The organism is Burkholderia sp. MS389 (genome assembly GCF_016899425.1).
Lineage (GTDB): Bacteria > Pseudomonadota > Gammaproteobacteria > Burkholderiales > Burkholderiaceae > Burkholderia > Burkholderia sola.
This window is the reverse complement of the sequence record NZ_CP045995.1, coordinates 2,009,019-2,027,005: the sequence shown is the minus strand read 5'-3', so window position 1 is coordinate 2,027,005 and position 17,987 is coordinate 2,009,019. Positions and strand designations below refer to the sequence as shown.

Sequence of the window (17,987 nt, the reverse complement as noted above, 5' to 3'; positions counted from 1 at the left end):
AAAAACCTCACCTCAAGCTTCCCGGATCTTCTCACCTGTGAGGCGCTGCCGGCTTTCACGTCAGGTCTGCGCAAAACGCGCGACGGCTTCGAAGCGGGACGGCCATGCGCCGGACGCGTGCTCGCACTCGGGGCACGCGACTTCAAACCCCTCGTTGCCATGTGACAGTTCCGGTTCGCCGTCGCAATGCGGGCACCGGGTCGGCGCCGGAATCTCGTGATCCAGCGAGGTGCCGATCGCGGCATACGCGTTGGCATCGAGCCGTCCCGCCTCGGCCAGGCGCCGGATCAGCGCGGCGATTTCCGGATTCATTCCGCGGTTCGCGCGCAATGAATTCACGTCGCGCGTGGCGCGCTCCAGTTCGTCGCTCTGGGTACGCAACTGTTCTTCGAGCCGGTCGGCGCGCGCCTTGGCCGAGCTCAACTGCTGCAGGAAATCGAATTCCTTGCGCTGGACGTCCCGCAACCCGCTCTGGTACGTCGACGCCATGCTGCGCAACGAATCCAGTTCGACCAGCATCGGCTTGACGCGGCGTTCGGCTTCGGCCACCGCATCCTTGATTTGCTGCGCGTAATGCTCGGTGCGCTGCTGCAATTCGGCCTGCAGCGCATCGATGCGGTCGCGTAGCGCGGCGTTCTGCGCTTGCTCGGCATCGATCCGGCCGGCAGCTGCGGCCAATTCCTTTTCCAGTCGAGCGACTGTGGTGAGCAACGTGGCTTCGCTTGCCGAACCGTGGGTGGTCTGGGACGCGAGCTGCACCTCGAGTTCGGTCACCCGCGCCTGTAATTGCTCGTTTCTCGCTTCCCCGCGCGCGAGCGCGCCTTCGAGCGTCTCCTGACGGATAGTTGCGTCGCGCAACCGCTGTTCCGCGTCGGCCATGTCGGCGCGGACCTGCTCGCGGTCTCCATCGAGGCTGTCGCGTGCGGCTTTCAATGCCTCTTCATAGAGTGCGCCGAGCAACGCGCCGGCTTTTTCCTCGACAGCTTTCGGGATCGCCGCGCCGTCGAGCCGGATCTTGGAAGCGGCACGGATGCGCTCCCAGAAATGATCGATGTCTTTCGGGATGTCGCTGGCGCTGCCGGTCTGGGTGAGATCGCGGACGTTGGCGGCCGACGGCCGGATGCCGAGATCGAAGAACAAGCGCTTGCATGCATGGAGCGACAATTCCTGACGCCGTGCACCGCTTGCGCGTAGCGATTCCAGTTCTTCCCGAATGACTTGACGCATTTCGTCCAGGGTCATGGCCATGCTCACAGACAATGAAATGTGGCAATCATAACGAAATACGTATTCACCGATACTTATTTCGAGGGTCCGTTGTGAATTTACGTCGTTTTGCACAGAAATCGGCTCGGCGAGTCCATCCTGCTGACGGTGACCTGGAATTCCGTGAAACAAAGCGAAGAAAGTCAGCCAAGTCTTTGTACTGCAAGCGATTTTCCGTGAACCCCGAATTTGGGCATTTGTTTCACATGACGATCGATCGGGTTGCCTGTGGGTGTTCAGGGGTTGGGGTGTCTGTGGAAAACTCCCCAGCGGATGGTTTGAGAGTATTAGAAGTAAACACCCTTGAACCCTTAGTTAAAAACGTTAACGCCACGGCACAGCCTTATGGCGCAAGGCTTTCCGGCCGACAAGGTGAAGTTTTACGGGAGCCAAGGTGATCTTCTGCGGGAGCTGACGTGATGGGGTTCAGGGAGCTGCGTGAGCCGTTGCAGGAAGGGTCGTGAGCGGATTCGGGATCACAGTAAAACACGCGTTTTCCCACAGGTGAGGGTTTTCGGGGCCGCACAGCCACAGAACCCGCGCCATGCCTGTCTGCACAGTTTTCTGCCTGTGCAGACATAGGTGAGAACTTGCAGGACGTGCTTCGCGCCCTGATTCTGCCCATCTTTTGGGCAGATTTGGCGAAAGGTGAGGTTTCACGGGACTCCACGGGAATTTGCTGTGAGGATTTCCGGGAAGCAAACGCCATTTTGCACAGCAAAAGTGCTTTTCGGCGCCTGTGATGCCCCAAAGGTGAGGTTTTTCGGGAGCGAAATCCGGGTTTTCCTGCTCCGATCCCCTAAAGGTGAGCTTTTTCGGGGCATCGATCACAGGCTGCGATCTCGCTCACAGGTGAGGCTTTCCGGGAGCCGTATTTGCTGAAAAAATGGTCAGAGGTGAGGCTTTTCGGGACTCGTGACCGGCCTAATTCGCCGAAAAGCCCGTCAGGACTGGCGGAAATCTCGTTTTTGCTGTGCCACTTTTTGGCACAGGTGAGACTTTTCAGGGGCCGAGATTCGGTTGTCGTATGAAGGATTCCCGTCGAAAGGTGAGGCTTTTCGGGGGATCCCGGCGATGCACAGCCAAATGCCTTCTGTGCATAAGTATCGGAAGGGATTGAGATTTTTGATACCGCGCCGGTTACGGTGAGATTTTTCGGGAGTCATTTCCGGACCCGCTGCGGTGCCGCATTTCTTCTGTAAGGTGAGCGTTTGCGGGAGTCATTGGTAGCGAGTCCCGCGTGTGTCGGACCTTCGTCGGCATCCGAACGAATCCGCATGCTGTGCCACAGGTGAGTATTTTCGGGACTGGACACGATTCGCGCACTGTACAATGCGCGCCCGGGCTGGCGAAGCCGCCGCCGATCGGGCTGCGCGTACCGGTTTCGATGGCGGTTTTCCACGTGTCGAAGCCGAACCGATGTTCCGGCGGATCACGCCTGTACATGCATACAGGCCGATGGGCGGCGGTCCGGGACGAACGGTGAGGTGCAATCGCGACCCTGTGTCGAACTCACGGTTGCGCAGTCGCAAAATTACGACAAATCGAAAGGTGAGCCGATACGGGAGCCAATTTCGCACGTGTCCTGCACAGGTGAAATTCTGTGAATCGGCGCATGCCGCGGCACGTCTGGACGAGTCCGGAACGCCGTCCGGGCGGACCGGTGAGCGTTTTCGGGAGCGGTACGGGTGAGTGCCGTTTTGCCGGCGTGCTTCACCGGCTATGGTGAGCATGTCGTTCTGGACGCACATCACCGCAGGCGCTATCCTTCCGGGAAACTTCTCCTCCGACCCGACGTATGGCCACGACGAAGCGCGCCAAGAAAACCGATGTGGATGTGGTGAGTGCCAGTTCAGCCGAATTGCGAAAGGCCGTCGAGGCGATCGCCATTCAGCCGAAGAGCGGCAAGATCACGCTCCTCACTCGCAAGCTGTTCAATGTCCTGCTGGCCGTCGCGCAGCAGGCCGACGACTCGGGCGACACGTATCGTGCGCTGCTGTCGGACATCGTCGCCAACTCCGCTTTCGATTCGAACGACACCGCGTTGGTGAAGGAACACCTGCGCCGCATGGTGTCCGTACAGGTCGAATGGAGCACGGGCACATCAAGCCAGAAGCCCGGCCGCAAGTGGGGGATCTCCACGCTGATCGCCGATGCGGAAATTCTCGAGGATCCGACTACCCGTCGCGTGTGGGTCGAATTCTCGTTCGCGCCGAAGATCAAGAAGAAGCTGCTCGACCCGGTCCAGTACGCGCGCCTCAGCCTGCAGTTCCAGAGCCAGCTGCGCAGCAGCGCCGGTCTCGCGCTGTACGAGATCTGCGTGCGCTACCTGACGAACCCGAGCCACCTGACGATGCGCGAGCCGTGGGAATGGTGGCGGCCGATCCTGTCGGGCACGCCCGACACGGAAGCCGGCGACGAAGCGAAGCGCGAGTACAAGTACTTCAAGCGCGATTACCTGCGCCCCGCGATCGCGGAAGTCAACGCGGTCACCAACATCTTCGTCGAGCTGATCGAGCACCGCGAAGGGCGTCGGGTGGCCGAGATCCAGTTCCGCGTGACCGAGCGCAAGCAGCCGATGCTCGCGCTCGACGAACACCCGAACGTGTTCGACAGCACGCTGGTCGACCGGATGGTGAAGCTCGGGATCCCGCTGAAGGAAGCGCAGACGCTCTATGCGGACAGCGAGGAAAACCGGATTCGCGCCGCGCTGCAGATGACCGAGCAGCGGATGCGCAGTACGACGCTGCCGCCGGTGCGCAGCGCGCCGGCGCTGTTCAAGGATGCGCTGAAGAAGGGGTATGCGCCGCCGGTCGAGTCGGTCGACGCACTGCCGGCCGGCACGCCGTCCGCGAAGGTCGCGGTTGCGCAGCCGGACGATCTGAAGGCGCGCTTGCTGAGCGAGTTCGCGGCGTTCCGCCGCAAGGAAGCGAAGGTGCTGTACGAAGAGCAGGGCGACGCGGAGCGCGAAGTCGCGCGCGAGTCATTCGAGTCGGAGGCATTGCCGACGATGGGCTCGCATCTGCGCGACGACTGGCGCAAGCGCGGCCTCGATTCCAAACTGGCCGAGACGGCCTTTTTCGACTGGCTGGCCCAGAAGACCTGGGGCGAGCCGACGGACGGCGACCTGCTGTCGTTCACGCTGAACCAGTCGCGGGCCGCTTGACGTCCGCTCAGGCCCGCTGACGGGCCGCCGCCGGTCCCCAGCCCCAGTCGGGCGGGGCCGGCGTCCTCACCAGGCCCTGCCGGCCGCTTCCCTCACTCCGACAACAGCATCCGCTCGAGCTGCTCGAGGATCGCGTCGCGCTTGTCCTTCGGGAGGCCGCGCAGGCGCAGCTCGATGCGGTCTTCGCCATACGACTTCAGGTCGCCGACTGACTTGCCGCCGAGCTTGATCTCGAGACGCTGCGCATAGCGTTGACGGCCGGCCGCCTTTGGCGTCTCCTGCGCCGCGACGCGGCCCTTGACGATATCCGACACCTGACGCGTGCTGAGATCGTCCGACACGATCTTGTTGATCAGCCGCAGCGTTGCCTCGGTGCCGCGCGCATTGTGATAGCGGCCGACCTGATACGCCATGTTCGATCCGAAGCGATCGGGGCGCGCGACCATTTCCTGCATGATCGCTTCCGGCAACTTGCCGATCGACAACGCGACGGCCACCGTCGACTCGTCGAGGCCGAGGTGCTCGGAGAGTTCTTTCTGGCTCTGGAAATGCTTGTCGTCGAGGAAACGGCGCCACACGACGGCGTTGTCGAACACCGTCTGCGAATCGCGCTGAACGTTGAGGTCGTAGCCGAGCTTGTAGCTCTGGATGCCGATCGGCACGTCGATCACGATCGCCTTGACCGACTCCTTGTTCGCTTCCTTCAGCGCCCGCACGCGGCGGCCGCCATCACTGACGAAATACGTGCCCGGATTGTCGTAATCCGGAATCACGTGGATGGCCTGCTGCTGACCCTGCTTCGCGAGGTTGACCGCAAGTTCGGCAATCGACGATTTCAGATAGAAGTGCCGCGGGTTGAACGGGCTATGCTTGATCGCCTTCAGCGGCAACTCGATCACTTGCCCCGGCGCATAGCGATTCTCGAGGCGCCACGCGCGATATTGCTGCGATTCGTCGATCGACGGATCGATCGTGAATTCCGGAGCAGGCGGAGGGGCGATGTCCTTTTTCGCGGATTTGGTCGATGCCGGGGTCGGCGTGTCGGACTTGACGATGCCGTCGATCGCATTGAGCCGATCAAGCGCCGTGCGCTTCTCGCTCGTCGTGATATCCGGGCGCGCTTGGAATCCTTTGGCAAATTGGGAAGGTTTCATGTGACTCCTTTATGCGCATAAAGTCAGGGCAGCATGGCGACGATTTCGTCGGCGCATGCGCGAATTTCGGCGGCGGCCAGCTTGCCGCCGCGATCGTTCATCTGCAGCACGGTCTGACCGAGCGCCATTGCCTGCTTGTACGCTTCCCGGGTCGGAATCTGCGTCTTCAGCAGCGGGAAGCCGAGTTCCTCGAGCGCACGCTTGAGCTCGCGGGTCAGCATGCGCTTCTCTTCGGTCTTGTTCAGCAGGAACACCGCGCGGAGGTCTTCGTTCATCACCTGCGCCTGCTGAATCAGTTTGACCAGCCCGACGCTCGACCAGTAATCGGCCGGCGACGACGATGTCGGGATCACGGCAATCGATGCGGCCAGCAGGACGACGCCGGAGACTTTCTCGGTGATCGACGGCGGGCAGTCCACGACGATGATGTCGTAGTCGTTGATGAACTTCTTGATCTCGCGATGGATCTGGCCGTCGGCTTCGGCCAGGTTGACGACCGGAAACGGGATGCCGTTGTCGCTGTCGCCGGATGCGCTCGACCAGTGAACCAGCGTGTTTTGACGGTCTGCGTCGATGACGAGGACGCGCTTCCCTTTTTCATGGAACGCGGCGCCGAGATGCATGGCAATCGTGCTTTTGCCGACGCCACCTTTTTGTTGAGTGACTGCAATGATTTCCGCGGCCAATTTTCACTCCTGTTTTGGTCGTTGGAATTCTACAGGACGATATTTGAATTTCAATGAAATTGTCGTTCGACAACTACGCGTTGGCCATTCGGACTATCGGTTTATGCGCATAAACGAGATGGCGGAGATGGACGGCGGGTGTTGGTGGTGTCGTGGAGATGGCGAGCGGTCGATGCGGTGCTCGATGGCTGCGTCTTCACGGGCTACGTCGCCGGGAGCTGCTCGTCGTAGAGATATGTCTCGGTACGCTCCCCTTTCGCTAGATGGGCCGTGTTGCCTGCGAGCCGCCGAGTTTGTGCGCATAAACTCGGCAGAGCTCACGGCGATCAACTTCGTTGGGGAACCCGCCGCGCATTCGCGAGCGGGATGAGTGGGTCTGTGAGGCTGGACGTGCGTCTTCGATATGCATCGCAGAACCGATGTGCATCGAGGCAACGCCGTCTCGGCCCGCGGCGTTTATGCGCATAAACCAGACGCAAGGATGGCCCGCGGAGAAGGGCCGAAGGCAGGCACCTCGCCCGCGTCAGGAGCGCAATGATGTCGTGCCGGGGCGATGGATTATCGATATAGCCATTGTCTGGTGCCGTCTCGTCTGGGCATAAACCTACGTCAGAGTCGCCTCGCACCTCGCCCGACAATCGCAGGCTTTATGCGCATAAACGCAGCCGAAGTGTCCCGCAATCACGCGCCCTTTCGCCACCCGGGACAGCCCTCGCTGGGCATTGGTCAGGCTGACCACAGTTGCCGGTCCCGCGAGGCCGTTGCCCGGCCTTTATGCGCATAAACGTAACCGCATCTTCGAAGCGTCTCCCAGACACCCGACGCACAGCACATCGCCAAACCGAACCACCGCAGCAACCTGTCGAGAGGAAAACTACCCCGATCTCGCTTGAACCACCCCACCGAGCCCGTCAATGCAGACTGGCTACAATACAGGGCTCCCCCATCCAGGCTTGAATGATGATCACGATCTACCACAACCCCCGATGCTCGAAGTCCCGCGAGACGCTCGCGTTGGTCGAGTCGCTGAATACCGCCAGCGCGCCGTTGAACGTCGTCGAGTACCTGAAGACGCCGCCAACGGTCGAGGAAGTGGAAACGCTGCATCGGCAGCTCGGCCGCCCGGTTCGCGACATGCTGCGCGACGGCGAGGAGCCGTACAAGACATTGAATCTGGCTCGCGCGGATCTGAGCGACGCCGAAGCCTACGCGGCGATCGCCGCTCATCCGATCCTGCTGCAACGCCCTATCGTCGTATATCGCGGCAAGGCGGCGATCGGTCGCCCGCCCGAGTCGGTGAAGGCGCTGTTCGAATAATTCTTCCCCGGCGTATTTTTCTTATTGCATCAACGCGACCGAGTCCGGCCCGGCACACGCAACGGCAATCCAGGCCGACGCGACCGCCGGGCCGCACGCGCGAGCGGCCGGCGGAACGACACGTCGACACCCCGCGCCGCCTAGCCGCCACCGGACGATCCCTCATCATCGTCCGACTCCTGCCCCGCCGCCGCTTTCGCGGCCGTCCGCAACAGCGCGATCTGTTCACGATAGGCGCGGCATCCGCTGCAGGTCGGCAGATGCACGCGTACCTGCAGACGCTCGTGCAGCGTCAGATGCCGATCGAGCGCATCCGACAGCAGTCGTGTCACGTCAGTACATTTCCCCGGCAGCATCTTCGGTCGTCAGTCCTTTTTCGCTCAGGCAGGTTCGCAGGCGCGTGCGCGCCCGGTACAGCAGCACGCTGCAATGATTCGTCGTCAGCGTCAATTCGCTACAGATATCCACAATCTCGACATCGAGGAATTCGCGCATCATGAACACGCGTCCGATCTGCTCCGGCAGATGGTCGAGGCAGACCTGGAACAGCGTCCAGAATTGCTGTTGTTGCAACAGCGTTTCGGGCTTCGGCCACGGTCGCGGTTTCGCATGCGCGGCCCAGTGTCCATTGTCCTTGAACAGTTCGCGATCGAGCACGGATTCGCCGTCGAGCTCTGCATCGAGCGCGGTCAGGCTCACCATTCGCTGGCGCGCGCGCAGCACGTCGATCAGCTTGTTGCGCAGGATCCCGAACACCCAGGTCTTGTGGGCCGACAGCCCCGCGAACTCGCCGGCATGCGACCACGCGGCGGCCAGCGCTTCCTGCACGGCGTCTTCGGCCGCGTCGGCATCGCGGAGCTGGAGTCGCGCGAAGCGCAGCAGGTCGCGCCGCAGTTGCGCGAGATAGGCGGGATCGTCGTGTGCGGACGGCATGTCTGGTTGCAGTGTCTCGAAGCAATGGCAATCGCGCGAGCGTCACGGGAGCGGGCGCGTCGCGGTGCGAGCAGCTTACTGGGCGCGGTCCGCGCCTGCAACGCAATGTTCCGTCACGAATTCACGGAGCCCGCCGCCGCGCTGCGCTATGCTTGCCGAACCCCGTGTCGCGCGTCGACCACGCCGCGCGGCGGGCGATCTGTAACGTCGGAACATATCGGTCGAGTTATCCACAATTTCTGTGGAAAACCTTGTGGAAAGTCGGCCGGACGGCCCCGTGGGACGGCTCGCGGGCTGGCTTGCCTATAAACAGACCTTTGTCGCCCATTCGGAAGCAATCGATCCGATTCCTCACTCACCGGAAGGAGAATGCCATGTCCTATCGTATTGCGGTCGTCGTCGGCAGCCTGCGTCGCGCGTCGACGAATCGCGCGCTCGCGCACGCCGTGATCTCGCTCGCCCCCGCCGATTTTTCGTTCGAGTTCGTCGAGATCGGCGAGCTGCCGCTGTACAGCCAGGACTACGACGCGGATTTCCCGGAAGTCGCGAAGCGCTTCAAGCAGTCGATCGAAGCCGCGGACGCGCTGCTGTTCGTCACGCCCGAGTACAACCGGTCGATGCCGGGCGTGCTGAAGAATGCGCTCGACTGGGGCTCGCGCCCATGGGGTTCGAATTCGTGGTCGGGCAAGCCGGGCGCGGTGCTCGGCACGTCGCCGGGCGCGGTGGGCACCGCGCTCGCGCAGCAGCACCTGCGCAACGTGCTCGCTTACCTCGACGTGAAGACGCTCGGTCAGCCCGAGATGTTCATCAAGCACGACCCGGCGCGCATCGACGACCAGGGGCAGATCGTCAGCGAGGACACCCGCAAGTTCCTGCAGGGCTTCGTCGATCGTTACGCGGGCTGGGTGCGTCTGCTGAAATCGGCGTGACGTCGTCGGCGGCCTGATCGCCGCGTTCGTTCACGCCGTCGCGCCGGCGCCGCCCTGCGCACCGCGGGTCACGCGCCGGCGTGTCGTGCGTCGCGCGCTTCGCGGATGCCCAGCAGGATCTCGTCGAGCAGCGCGATATCGAACGGCTTCGACAGCACGCGGACGTTGACCGTGCGCGTGCGGTCGAGCTCCTCTGCATAACCGGTGACGAGAATCACGGGCAGCTTCCCCGGCCGCTTGTCGATCGCTTCGGCCAGGTCGATGCCGTTCAGGCGGCCCGGCATATGGATGTCCGAAATCACGAGGTCGAACGCGTCGTTCGCGGCGGCGCCTTCGATCAGGCGCAATGCGTCGTCGGCGGTGGGCGCGTAGGTCACGCGATGACCGAGCAGCGACAGCAGCGCTTCCGTGCCGGCCGCGACTTCGCCGTTGTCCTCGACGAGCAGCACGTGCAGGCCGGCGAGCTCGCCATTGGCCGCATCGTGCGCGGCGGCCGCCGGCCGCGCGACGACATCCTCGGCGCGCGCGCGCGGCAGGTACAGACGCACCGACGTCCCCGCACCGACCGCGCTGTCGATCGTCGCGAGGCCGCCCGAGCGTTCGCAGAACGCGAAGACCTGCGGCAGGCCGAGCCCGGTCCCCATCCCCTGCGCCTTCGTCGTGAACAGCGGTTCGAACGCGCGCGCGAGCACGTCGGGCGCCATGCCCGACCCCGTGTCGTCAAGCGAGATCTGCACGAAATCGCCGGTCAGCGGGAAGCCGTCCTCACGGCGCAGCGTGACGTTGCGCGCGCCGACCGTGAAGCGTCCGCCGGTCGCCATCGCGTCGCGCGCGTTGACCGCGAGGTTGATCACCGCGAGCTCGAGTTCCGCGACGTCGACGCGGATCGGCCAGACGCCCGGCTCGATCGCGACGACCAGCGACGACTTCGACCCGAGCGACGTCTTCAGCAGCTCGCGGCACGTGCCGACCCATTGCCCGATGTCGATCGTCTCGTTGTGCAGCGGCTGCTTGCGCGCGACGCCGAGCAGCTGGCGCGTGAGCGACTGCCCGTTCTTCAGCGCGCGTTCGATCGCGCCGAGCTCCTTGTCGAGATGCTGGACGCCGCGCCGCCGCGCGATCTGCACGTTGCTCGAGATGATCATCAGCAGGTTGTTGAAGTCGTGCGCGACGCTGCCGACGAGATTGCCGAGCGCCTGCATCTTGCGCGACTGCCGGTACGCCGATTCGATCGAGCGCCGCATCGACGCTTCGGCCTGCCAGCGGTCCCATGCCTCCTCTTCCGCCTTCAGCCGCTTGAGCGACAGCCAGATCACGGACCACAGCGCGACCGACGGCGCGAACATCGAGATGAACAGCACGCTCAGGTGTTCGTACCATTCATGCCAGATTGCCGACGTGCGGTACGCGCAGCTCACGTAGACGGGATAGCTGCCGACCTGGCGATACGCGACGATCTCGCTGCTCGCGTCGTCGTGACGCACGCGCACGACGCCCGCGCGCGGCTCGTTGTGCGCGTTGCCGAACGTGACCGAGCGATCGGTGTGCGCCAGCGACGGCGGCGGCGGATACGACGCGATCACCGCGCCGTCCGAGCGCGCGAGCGCCATCGTCATCGGCGTGCTCGCGCCGCCGAGCAGGTCGCGGTAGAACGCGTTGAAATACGACGATTTCAGCGCGATCGACACCATGCCGGCGAACGAACCGTCGCTATGGCGTCGCGCGACGCCGGTGTTGAATACGGGAATGTTCTCGAGCTTGAGCGGCCCCATCATCAGTTTCGAGATGTGTTCGATGACCTTGCCGTCTCGGATGCCGGCGAAGTCGTCGCGATTCGCGATCGACGCATACGGCGCCGGATAGTAGAGGCTGTTGGCGAGCAGCATCCCGCTCGCACCGAAGATCGACACGGCGGCCACTTGCGGATAACCGCCGCCGATCGTGTTCAGCGCCTCGTGGATGTCGGATTCCCTGCCGCGCACGGTCGCGTCGTCCATGTCCTGCACGAGGTCGACGATGCGCGCATCGAGCGTTTCGCTCAGGTCGAACACCTTGAGCGCGTGCTCCTCGGCCACGCGCACCGTGCGCATCGTCACGTCGCTCGCGGCGGCCTCGCGCGCCTTCAGGTCGCTGTACGCCATCACCACCACGTAGATACACGGCAGCACGATCGCCGCGACGAGCAGCACGATCAGCGTCACGCGGCGCACCGCGAAATCGTGCTCGGGTGCGCCGGCCGCGTAGCTGCCGTCGTCCTGCCAGTCGTCGGCGGGAGGAGGCGCGGGGGTGTGGGAGTCGGCAGGCCGTTCGGACGTCATCGAGGAAAGCGGGTGAGGCAGCGGTGTCTGTCATCATAAACGAGTTGCGACGGCCCGCCGCGCGGCGCCGTACGTGGCGATCCTGCCGTTCGTACAGGCGCGATCCTGCCGTATATGACAGCGGTAAACCGTCGGATTGAAAACGCGACGAATCCGGCAGCGCAAACGTACACAAGGAAAAATTTTGCGTACTTATCTCGAAAATGGTCGCGGCTATTTTCGGAATGATGCGCGATCGGACCAATTCTGTTCGAAATGGCGAAAATGGCGAGTTGCATCGCCTCCGGTTTACTCCGAGAATCGCGCCTTGCTTTCCCTATGACAGATACATGCGCCCGCCGGCGATTGCCGCGCGGTGCGTCGCGCGCACCTGCGTCGCGGCGCCCGTGCGCGGCCGCAAGGCGGTTGCCCGCGCCGAAACGCATGGCCCTAAAGAAATGCGCCGCGCGGTCGTTAACGCGAGAGAGACCATTCCGTATACCGCATCGCCCCATGCCTTTGCCGATTGTAATTGCCGACGATTCGCTGCTCGCTCGCAAACTGCTGACAAAGGCGCTGCCGGGAGATTGGGACGTCGACATCGCGTATGCAGCGAATGGTCGCGAGGCCTTGGCGCTCTATCGTGACGGCAAAGCTTCCGTGATGTTTCTGGATCTGACGATGCCCGACATGAGCGGATATCAGGTCTTGGAAACACTGCGCCACGAAGATCTGAACACGTTCGTGATCGTGGTATCCGCCGATATTCAGCCGCAGGCGCAAGCACGCGTGCGCGAATTGGGCGCGATCGCATTCGTTGCCAAGCCCGTGACGTCGGAGGCATTGCTGCCCATTCTCAAGGAGTATGGGTTGTATGCCTGAATCGGTGTTCACGGCGGAGCAACGCGACGCGTTGCAGGAAATCGCCAACCTTGCAATGGGCCGCGCCGCCGCGCGGCTTGCGTTGCTGCTCGGGCACTTCATCGAGCTGTCGGTGCCGCGCGTGCGCGTCGTGAAAGCGGCCGATGCGAGCGACGCGCTGCGCGAGATGACGGGCATCCACGACAACGTGACCGCCGTGCGTCAGGGCTTCCGTTCCGACATCAAGGGCGAGGCGATCGTGCTGTGCCGCACGGCGGGCGTCGCGCGGTTGATGTCGGTCGTCGACCGCACGTTCGGCGACGGCGTGTACGGCGGCATGGCGACGCCGGACGAACTCGTGTTCGACGTCGCGAACGTGCTGATGGGCGCCTGCGTCGCGTCGATCCTCGACGAACTCGGCCGCAAGCCCGTGTTCTTTCCGCCGGGGCTGCTCGGCGCGAACGTGTCGTTCGACGACGTGTTCCAGCCGAACGAACTGGGATGGAGCGTCGCGCTGCTGCTCGAGGTGAATTTCGGGCTCGAGAACCATATGTTCCGCGCGCATTTCGTGATGTTGATGGCCGAGGATTCGATCCGGCTGATGGGCGACGCGCTCGACGCGTTGCTGTCCGCGCTATGACGGCCGCCGCCCCGTCGCTGAGCGACCTCGTGATCGAGCGCGTCGGCTTCGGCCTGTTCGTGCTCGACCGTTCGATGACCGTCCTGATGTGGAATCGCTTCATGCAGGACCACAGCGGGATCCCGGCCGCCGACGTGATCGGCCGCAACCTGTTCGACCGCTTCCCGGACCTGCCGCGTGCGTGGCTGTCGCGCAAGCTCGAGAGCGTGTTCCAGCTCGGCAGCTTCGCATTCAGCTCGTGGGAGCAGCGGCCCTACCTGTTCCGCTTCGAGCACGATCGGCCGATCACGGGCGGCGTCGACTACATGCAGCAGGACTGCACGTTCATGCCGCTCACGCGCGGCCGCGACGTCGAGGCCGTGTGCGTGACGATCTCCGACGTCACGCATGTGAGCGTGATGCAGCGAGAGCGCGAGGAAGCGGTCGCGAAGCTGCGCGAGCACGCGAATCTCGACGGGCTGACCGGCATCGCGAACCGGCGCTTCTTCGAGGCGCGGCTCGGCGACGAATTCGCGCGCTGGCAGCGCTACGGCGGCGACCTGTCGGTGCTGCTGTTCGACCTCGACCACTTCAAGACGATCAACGACCGCTTCGGGCATGCGGTGGGCGACGCGGTGCTGCGCGAGACGGCGCGCCGCGTCGCGTCGATCGTGCGCGCGCAGGATACGTTCGGCCGGTTCGGCGGCGAGGAATTCGCGCTGTTGCTGCCGTGCACGACGCTCGACGAGGCGATGCGGGTGGCCGACAAGGTGCGCGACGCGATCGGCAGCGTGCCGGTCGACGCCGAGGGCGTCAGCGTGCCGGTCACGGCGAGCGTCGGCGGCGCGTGCGCGAAAGCCGGCGCGCCGACCTGCGACGTACTCGTCAACGAGGCCGACGCCGCGCTCTATCGGGCGAAGCGGCTCGGGCGCGATCGGTCGGTCGCGTACGCCGACTGACCGCGCCCGCTCCGCTCAGCTTTTTGCGATGTCGGCGAGCACGCCGGCCAGCACGGCCGGCTGCGACACGAACGGCGAGTGGCTGCTGTCGAGCTGGTGCACGTGGGTCGGGTTGCCGGGCGCGAACGCGTCGGCTTCGTCGATGAAGCGTTGCTGCAGCGCGGGCAGGATCACGCGATCGGCCAGGCACTTGATGTAGTGGCGGTCGATCGCGCCCCAGCGTGCGGCGGTCGTCGGGATCGCGGTCGCGAACGGCGCGGCCGGCACGTCGCAGCTCATCAGGTTCGCGACCGCGTCGAAATCGGCTTGCGGCACGTCTTCGTACAGCGCGCGCTTCATCGATGCGCGATACGCGGCGTCGCCGCTGTGCGGATCGACGCGCAGCGCGCCGACCACGCGCGGGCTCGCGAGCATCAGCGGGCCGAGCAGCTCGCCGTTGTTTTCCGGCGCGCGCACGTAGTCGAGGCCCGGTACGCCCGACGCGGGCATGAAGGCCGCGAGATAGACGATCTTCGCGATCTTGTCCGGCGCGCGTTCGGCGGCCGCCGTGATCGCGAGGCCGCCCATGCTGTGCCCGACCAGCACGACCTTGCCGCGGCCGAGCGCGTACGCGTCGTCGACGGCCTGCGTCACCTGCGTCGCGTAGTCGTCGAGCGTCGTGTTGGCGACCGGCGACGGCTCGGCGCCGAACGCGTCCTTGTCGAGCGGCCGGGCGAGATACGACGCGGGAAAGCGCGCATGGATGCCGTGCGCGGGCAGGTCGCGCGCGATCGACAGGTAGCCGCGCGCGGCCAGCGCGGCCGCCACGTGGGCATAGCACCACGCGCCATGCCACGCGCCGTGCACGAGCACGAAAACGGGATGATCGGACGGCGGGGTGGCGGGGGCGTTCGTCTCCATGGTGTCCGTATTTTTTCGAGAAAGGTGTCATCTTAGACGAACCGGCCGCCATCGAGACGCGCTCGCGCGGCGCGTTTCTTGACCGGCAACGATCCGTCCCTTTGTGTCGCACAGGCCACATTTCGTCCTGATCCGATTTGAATTTGTGCCGAAGCGCGCTAATTTGTTGCTTTGCCTGCGATTGCACCCCATGAACGTCGACTATCTCTTCTATCGGAAGCCGAACAAACCCGGCCCCTATTCGCTCGACGACCTGGGCGACATCGCGCCGCCGATCGGCCCGGGCGCCGTGGTGCGCGCGGGAATCGCGCGCGTGTTCGAGCAGATCGACTGGCAGGAATCACTCGACGTGCCGGGCGCGTGGTTCGGTACCGGCGGCGCGGTTTTCCAGTTCACCGCCGAGCCCGACGGCCGCGTGACGAGCTTCATGGGCTCGCGCCTCGAGCGCCGCTCGATGCTGCAGCTCACGCGCGAAATGGGGCTCATCGCGCTCGATCTGCAGCGCGACATCGTGTACGGCTGACGCGCGTTCGGGCCGCCGTTCGCAAAGGCCGGCGCACCGGCCCGCCGGTGGCGCTCGGCACCCCGCCGGACAGGGTGCGCGTCCGCCATCGAACTTCAAAGATTGCTATACTTTCGCCCAATTCCGGCTTCCGGCCGGTAATTTGTGCCTGTCTGCGTCGATCGTTCGCATATCTCGCACGCATTCGACGCCCTGACCATCCCAGCCGGGCATGGCTTCTTCAATCGCCCCGCGTGGGTGTCTCCGTGGAGCTTCGTCTTGGCCGTTTCCCATTCCGTCGTGGACGAACAAGAAACCGACGCCGCTGCCGTCACATCGGGCAGCTCCTTCTATCTGGCGATGCGCATCCTGCCGGCCGTGCAGCGCGATGCGATGTTCCAGGTCTATGCGTTTTGCCGCGCGGTCGACGACATCGCCGACAGCGACCTGCCGCGCGCCGAGCGCACCGCGGGCCTGAATCGCTGGCGCGCGGACATCGACGCCTGCTTCGCCGGCCGCCCGCCGCGCCACCTCGTCGCGCTCGATCGCGAGATTCGCGCGTTCGACCTGCAGCGCGACGATTTCCACGCGATGATCGACGGGATGGCGATGGACGCGGTGGAAGACATCTGCGCGCCCGACGAGCCGACGCTCGACCTGTTCTGCGATCGCGTGGCGAGCGCGGCCGGCCGGCTGTCGGTGAGGATTTTCGGGATGCCGGAAGCCGAAGGGATCACGTTGTCGCACCACCTCGGCCGCGCGCTGCAACTGACCAACATCCTGCGCGACATCGACGACGACGCGGCGATCAACCGGTGCTACCTGCCGCGCGAGCTGCTTGCGCGCGAAGGCATCGCGATCACCGATCCGGCGACGATCGTGCGCGATCCGGCGCTGCCGCGCGTGTGCGCGACGCTCGTCGAGCGCGCGCTCGAGCACTTCCGCCAGGCCGACGCGGTGATGGATACCTGCCCGCGTGCGCAGGTGAAGGCGCCGCGCATCATGTCGGGCGCGTATCGCTGCATTCTCGAGGCCGCGATCGCGCGCGGCTTTGCCGCGCCGCGCGCGCCGCTGCGCAAGCCGAAGGCGCGCATGCTGATGATCGCCGCGCGCTACGCGCTGTTCTGAGTCGACCGACGCGATGCCCAGAACCGTCCACGTGATCGGCGCAGGACTCGCGGGCCTGTCGGCCGCGGTCGAGCTGCAACGTCGCGGGCGGCGCATCGTGCTGCACGACGCGCATGCGCACGCGGGCGGCCGCTGCCGCTCGTGGTTCGACGGGACGCTGAACACGACGCTCGACAGTGGGCTGCACACGGTTTTCGCGGGACAGCCCGCGACGCAGCGCTACCTGCGCGCGATCGGCGCGGCCGATCAGCTCGCGGGGCCCGCGCTGGCTGAACTCCCGGTCATCGACATCGCGTCGCAGCAGCGCTGGACGCTGCGTTTCGGCAACGGCCGCTGGCCGTCGTGGCTGTTCGATGCTGCGTCACGGGCGCCGGGCACGACGCCGCTCGACTATCTCGCGCTGGCCCCGCTCGCATTCGCCCGCACGGGCCGCTCGCTCGCGCAGACGATGCGATGCGACGGCGTGCTGTGGGATCGCTGGCTGCGACCGTATTTCCTCGGGGTGCTGAATATCGAGCCGCGCCACGCGAGCGCCGAACTCGCGCGCGCCGCGCTGTGCGGCACGTTTGCCGCGGGCGGCCCCGGCAGCCGTCCGCTCGTCGCGCGCCGCGGGCTCGGCAGCGCGTTCGTCGAACCGGCGCTGCGGATGCTGCAGTACGGCGGCGCGCAGATCCGCCTGAATTCGCGGCTCGACGCGTTCGAATTCGGCGCGCACGGCAATGCGATCGATGCCGTGTCGGTCGGCGGCGAGCGGATCGATCTCGCGCCGGGCGACGCGGTCGTGCTGGCCGTGCCGCCCGAGGTTGCGCAGCCGCTCGTGCCCGAACTCACCGCGCCCGACACCTTCAGCGCGGTCGTGACCGCGTATTTCGCGGTCGAATCGCCGGCCGGTCATCCACTGCAGACGACCGTCGTCAACGGCGTCGTCGATGCGGTGCGGACCGGTGACGGCCAGCTCGCGGCGACGATCCGCGATGCGGGCCGCTGGCTCGACATGCCGCGCGACACGCTCGCGCGGCGCATCTGGGAAGACGTCGCGCGCGTGACCGGCGCGAACCCGGAAACCATCCCCGCGTGGCAACTCGTCGTCGAGCCGCGCGCGGGCTTTGCGGCGGTGCCGTCGCAGGAAATGAAACGGCCGGCCGTGCGTACGCGCTGGACCAATCTTGTACTCGCGGGCGACTGGATTGCCACCGGCCTGCCCGCCACGATCGAGGGCGCGATCCGTTCCGGCCAGTTGGCCGCGGACGTGCTCCAGACGCAATAAAGA

Annotated in this window: 16 protein-coding genes; 9 read left to right on the top strand and 7 right to left on the bottom strand. The window is 64.9% G+C overall.

What is annotated here, in order from left to right:
- Nucleotides 1-60 precede the first annotated feature (60 nt).
- Nucleotides 61-1,242, bottom strand: a complete 1,182-nt coding sequence (locus GJG85_RS25425; protein WP_050013478.1) for a DNA-binding protein — start codon at nt 1,240-1,242, stop codon at nt 61-63.
- 1,822 nt (nt 1,243-3,064) lie between these two features.
- On the opposite strand from GJG85_RS25425, the gene GJG85_RS25420 reads away from it, so the two are divergent.
- Nucleotides 3,065-4,432 (top strand): replication initiation protein, encoded by a 1,368-nt coding sequence (locus GJG85_RS25420; protein ID WP_050013477.1) that lies wholly within the window; start codon nt 3,065-3,067, stop codon nt 4,430-4,432.
- Between the two features lie 92 nt (nt 4,433-4,524).
- Here GJG85_RS25420 and GJG85_RS25415 read toward each other — a convergent pair whose 3' ends face one another.
- Nucleotides 4,525-5,586, bottom strand: coding sequence for a ParB/RepB/Spo0J family partition protein (locus GJG85_RS25415; RefSeq protein ID WP_050013476.1), 1,062 nt, complete (start codon nt 5,584-5,586; stop codon nt 4,525-4,527).
- Between the two features lie 23 nt (nt 5,587-5,609).
- Nucleotides 5,610-6,272 carry a ParA family partition ATPase gene (gene parA / locus GJG85_RS25410; protein WP_006480195.1) on the bottom strand — a complete coding sequence of 221 codons (663 nt, stop codon included), beginning with the start codon at nt 6,270-6,272 and terminating at the stop codon, nt 5,610-5,612.
- A 960-nt stretch (nt 6,273-7,232) separates the two neighbouring features.
- Here parA and arsC point away from each other — a divergent pair.
- Nucleotides 7,233-7,589, top strand: a complete 357-nt coding sequence (gene arsC / locus GJG85_RS25405) for an arsenate reductase (glutaredoxin) (RefSeq protein WP_204384479.1) — start codon at nt 7,233-7,235, stop codon at nt 7,587-7,589.
- 140 nt (nt 7,590-7,729) lie between these two features.
- Here arsC and GJG85_RS25400 read toward each other — a convergent pair whose 3' ends face one another.
- Both GJG85_RS25400 and GJG85_RS25395 read right to left on the bottom strand, forming a co-directional pair.
- Complete coding sequence (locus tag GJG85_RS25400; RefSeq protein ID WP_124680527.1) at nt 7,730-7,945, bottom strand: zf-HC2 domain-containing protein; 216 nt, start codon at nt 7,943-7,945, stop codon at nt 7,730-7,732.
- The gene (locus GJG85_RS25395; protein WP_050013473.1) at nt 7,923-8,522 is read right to left on the bottom strand and encodes an RNA polymerase factor sigma-70; all 600 of its coding nucleotides are present in this window, start codon (nt 8,520-8,522) and stop codon (nt 7,923-7,925) included. Before GJG85_RS25395 ends, GJG85_RS25400 begins: the two co-directional genes overlap by 23 nt.
- Nucleotides 8,523-8,896: 374 nt before the next feature.
- Between GJG85_RS25395 and GJG85_RS25390 the strand changes: the two genes are divergently transcribed.
- Entirely contained in the window at nt 8,897-9,451 is a 555-nt protein-coding gene (locus GJG85_RS25390) for an NAD(P)H-dependent oxidoreductase (RefSeq protein WP_050013472.1), read from the top strand.
- A 68-nt stretch (nt 9,452-9,519) separates the two neighbouring features.
- On the opposite strand, the gene GJG85_RS25385 is transcribed toward GJG85_RS25390, so the two are convergent.
- Nucleotides 9,520-11,769 (bottom strand): hybrid sensor histidine kinase/response regulator, encoded by a 2,250-nt coding sequence (locus GJG85_RS25385; protein WP_089489934.1) that lies wholly within the window; start codon nt 11,767-11,769, stop codon nt 9,520-9,522.
- Nucleotides 11,770-12,261: 492 nt separating this feature from the next.
- Between GJG85_RS25385 and GJG85_RS25380 the strand changes: the two genes are divergently transcribed.
- From GJG85_RS25380 to GJG85_RS25370, 3 genes are read left to right on the top strand one after another with little or no spacing between them, the layout of a single operon-like run.
- Complete coding sequence (locus GJG85_RS25380; RefSeq protein ID WP_050013470.1) at nt 12,262-12,630, top strand: response regulator; 369 nt, start codon at nt 12,262-12,264, stop codon at nt 12,628-12,630.
- Nucleotides 12,623-13,249, top strand: coding sequence for a chemotaxis protein CheC (locus tag GJG85_RS25375; protein ID WP_050013469.1), 627 nt, complete (start codon nt 12,623-12,625; stop codon nt 13,247-13,249). Before GJG85_RS25380 ends, GJG85_RS25375 begins: the two co-directional genes overlap by 8 nt.
- On the top strand, nt 13,246-14,187 hold the full coding sequence (locus GJG85_RS25370) for a diguanylate cyclase (RefSeq protein ID WP_050013468.1): 942 nt from the start codon (nt 13,246-13,248) through the stop codon (nt 14,185-14,187). The genes GJG85_RS25375 and GJG85_RS25370 overlap by 4 nt, the downstream gene beginning before the upstream one ends.
- 15 nt (nt 14,188-14,202) lie before the next feature.
- On the opposite strand, the gene GJG85_RS25365 is transcribed toward GJG85_RS25370, so the two are convergent.
- Nucleotides 14,203-15,087, bottom strand: a complete 885-nt coding sequence (locus GJG85_RS25365; RefSeq protein ID WP_050013467.1) for an alpha/beta fold hydrolase — start codon at nt 15,085-15,087, stop codon at nt 14,203-14,205.
- Nucleotides 15,088-15,277: 190 nt separating this feature from the next.
- Here GJG85_RS25365 and GJG85_RS25360 point away from each other — a divergent pair, with 190 nt between their 5' ends.
- From GJG85_RS25360 to hpnE, 3 genes are all read left to right on the top strand, one after another.
- Nucleotides 15,278-15,610, top strand: a complete 333-nt coding sequence (locus GJG85_RS25360; protein WP_050013466.1) for a hypothetical protein — start codon at nt 15,278-15,280, stop codon at nt 15,608-15,610.
- Between the two features lie 258 nt (nt 15,611-15,868).
- The gene (gene hpnD / locus GJG85_RS25355) at nt 15,869-16,717 is read left to right on the top strand and encodes a presqualene diphosphate synthase HpnD (protein ID WP_050013465.1); all 849 of its coding nucleotides are present in this window, start codon (nt 15,869-15,871) and stop codon (nt 16,715-16,717) included.
- Nucleotides 16,718-16,730: 13 nt separating this feature from the next.
- A complete protein-coding gene (gene hpnE, locus GJG85_RS25350) occupies nt 16,731-17,984 on the top strand; it encodes a hydroxysqualene dehydroxylase HpnE (protein WP_050013464.1) in 1,254 nt (417 codons plus the stop codon).
- The last annotated feature ends 3 nt before the right edge of the window (nt 17,985-17,987 follow it).

Bases quoted from the DNA above. Each gene is read 5' to 3' on its own strand.
- GJG85_RS25385 (WP_089489934.1), bottom strand. From the start codon at position 11,769: ATGACGTCCGAACGGCCTGCCGACTCCCACACCCCCGCGCCTCCTCCC.
- GJG85_RS25380 (WP_050013470.1), top strand. From the start codon at position 12,262: ATGCCTTTGCCGATTGTAATTGCCGACGATTCGCTGCTCGCTCGCAAA.
- GJG85_RS25415 (WP_050013476.1), bottom strand. From the start codon at position 5,586: ATGAAACCTTCCCAATTTGCCAAAGGATTCCAAGCGCGCCCGGATATC.
- GJG85_RS25400 (WP_124680527.1), bottom strand. From the start codon at position 7,945: ATGCTGCCGGGGAAATGTACTGACGTGACACGACTGCTGTCGGATGCG.
- GJG85_RS25390 (WP_050013472.1), top strand. From the start codon at position 8,897: ATGTCCTATCGTATTGCGGTCGTCGTCGGCAGCCTGCGTCGCGCGTCG.
- GJG85_RS25375 (WP_050013469.1), top strand. From the start codon at position 12,623: ATGCCTGAATCGGTGTTCACGGCGGAGCAACGCGACGCGTTGCAGGAA.
- hpnE (WP_050013464.1), top strand. From the start codon at position 16,731: ATGCCCAGAACCGTCCACGTGATCGGCGCAGGACTCGCGGGCCTGTCG.
- GJG85_RS25420 (WP_050013477.1), top strand. From the start codon at position 3,065: ATGGCCACGACGAAGCGCGCCAAGAAAACCGATGTGGATGTGGTGAGT.
- GJG85_RS25370 (WP_050013468.1), top strand. From the start codon at position 13,246: ATGACGGCCGCCGCCCCGTCGCTGAGCGACCTCGTGATCGAGCGCGTC.
- GJG85_RS25365 (WP_050013467.1), bottom strand. From the start codon at position 15,087: ATGGAGACGAACGCCCCCGCCACCCCGCCGTCCGATCATCCCGTTTTC.
- GJG85_RS25395 (WP_050013473.1), bottom strand. From the start codon at position 8,522: ATGCCGTCCGCACACGACGATCCCGCCTATCTCGCGCAACTGCGGCGC.
- arsC (WP_204384479.1), top strand. From the start codon at position 7,233: ATGATCACGATCTACCACAACCCCCGATGCTCGAAGTCCCGCGAGACG.
- GJG85_RS25425 (WP_050013478.1), bottom strand. From the start codon at position 1,242: ATGACCCTGGACGAAATGCGTCAAGTCATTCGGGAAGAACTGGAATCG.
- GJG85_RS25360 (WP_050013466.1), top strand. From the start codon at position 15,278: ATGAACGTCGACTATCTCTTCTATCGGAAGCCGAACAAACCCGGCCCC.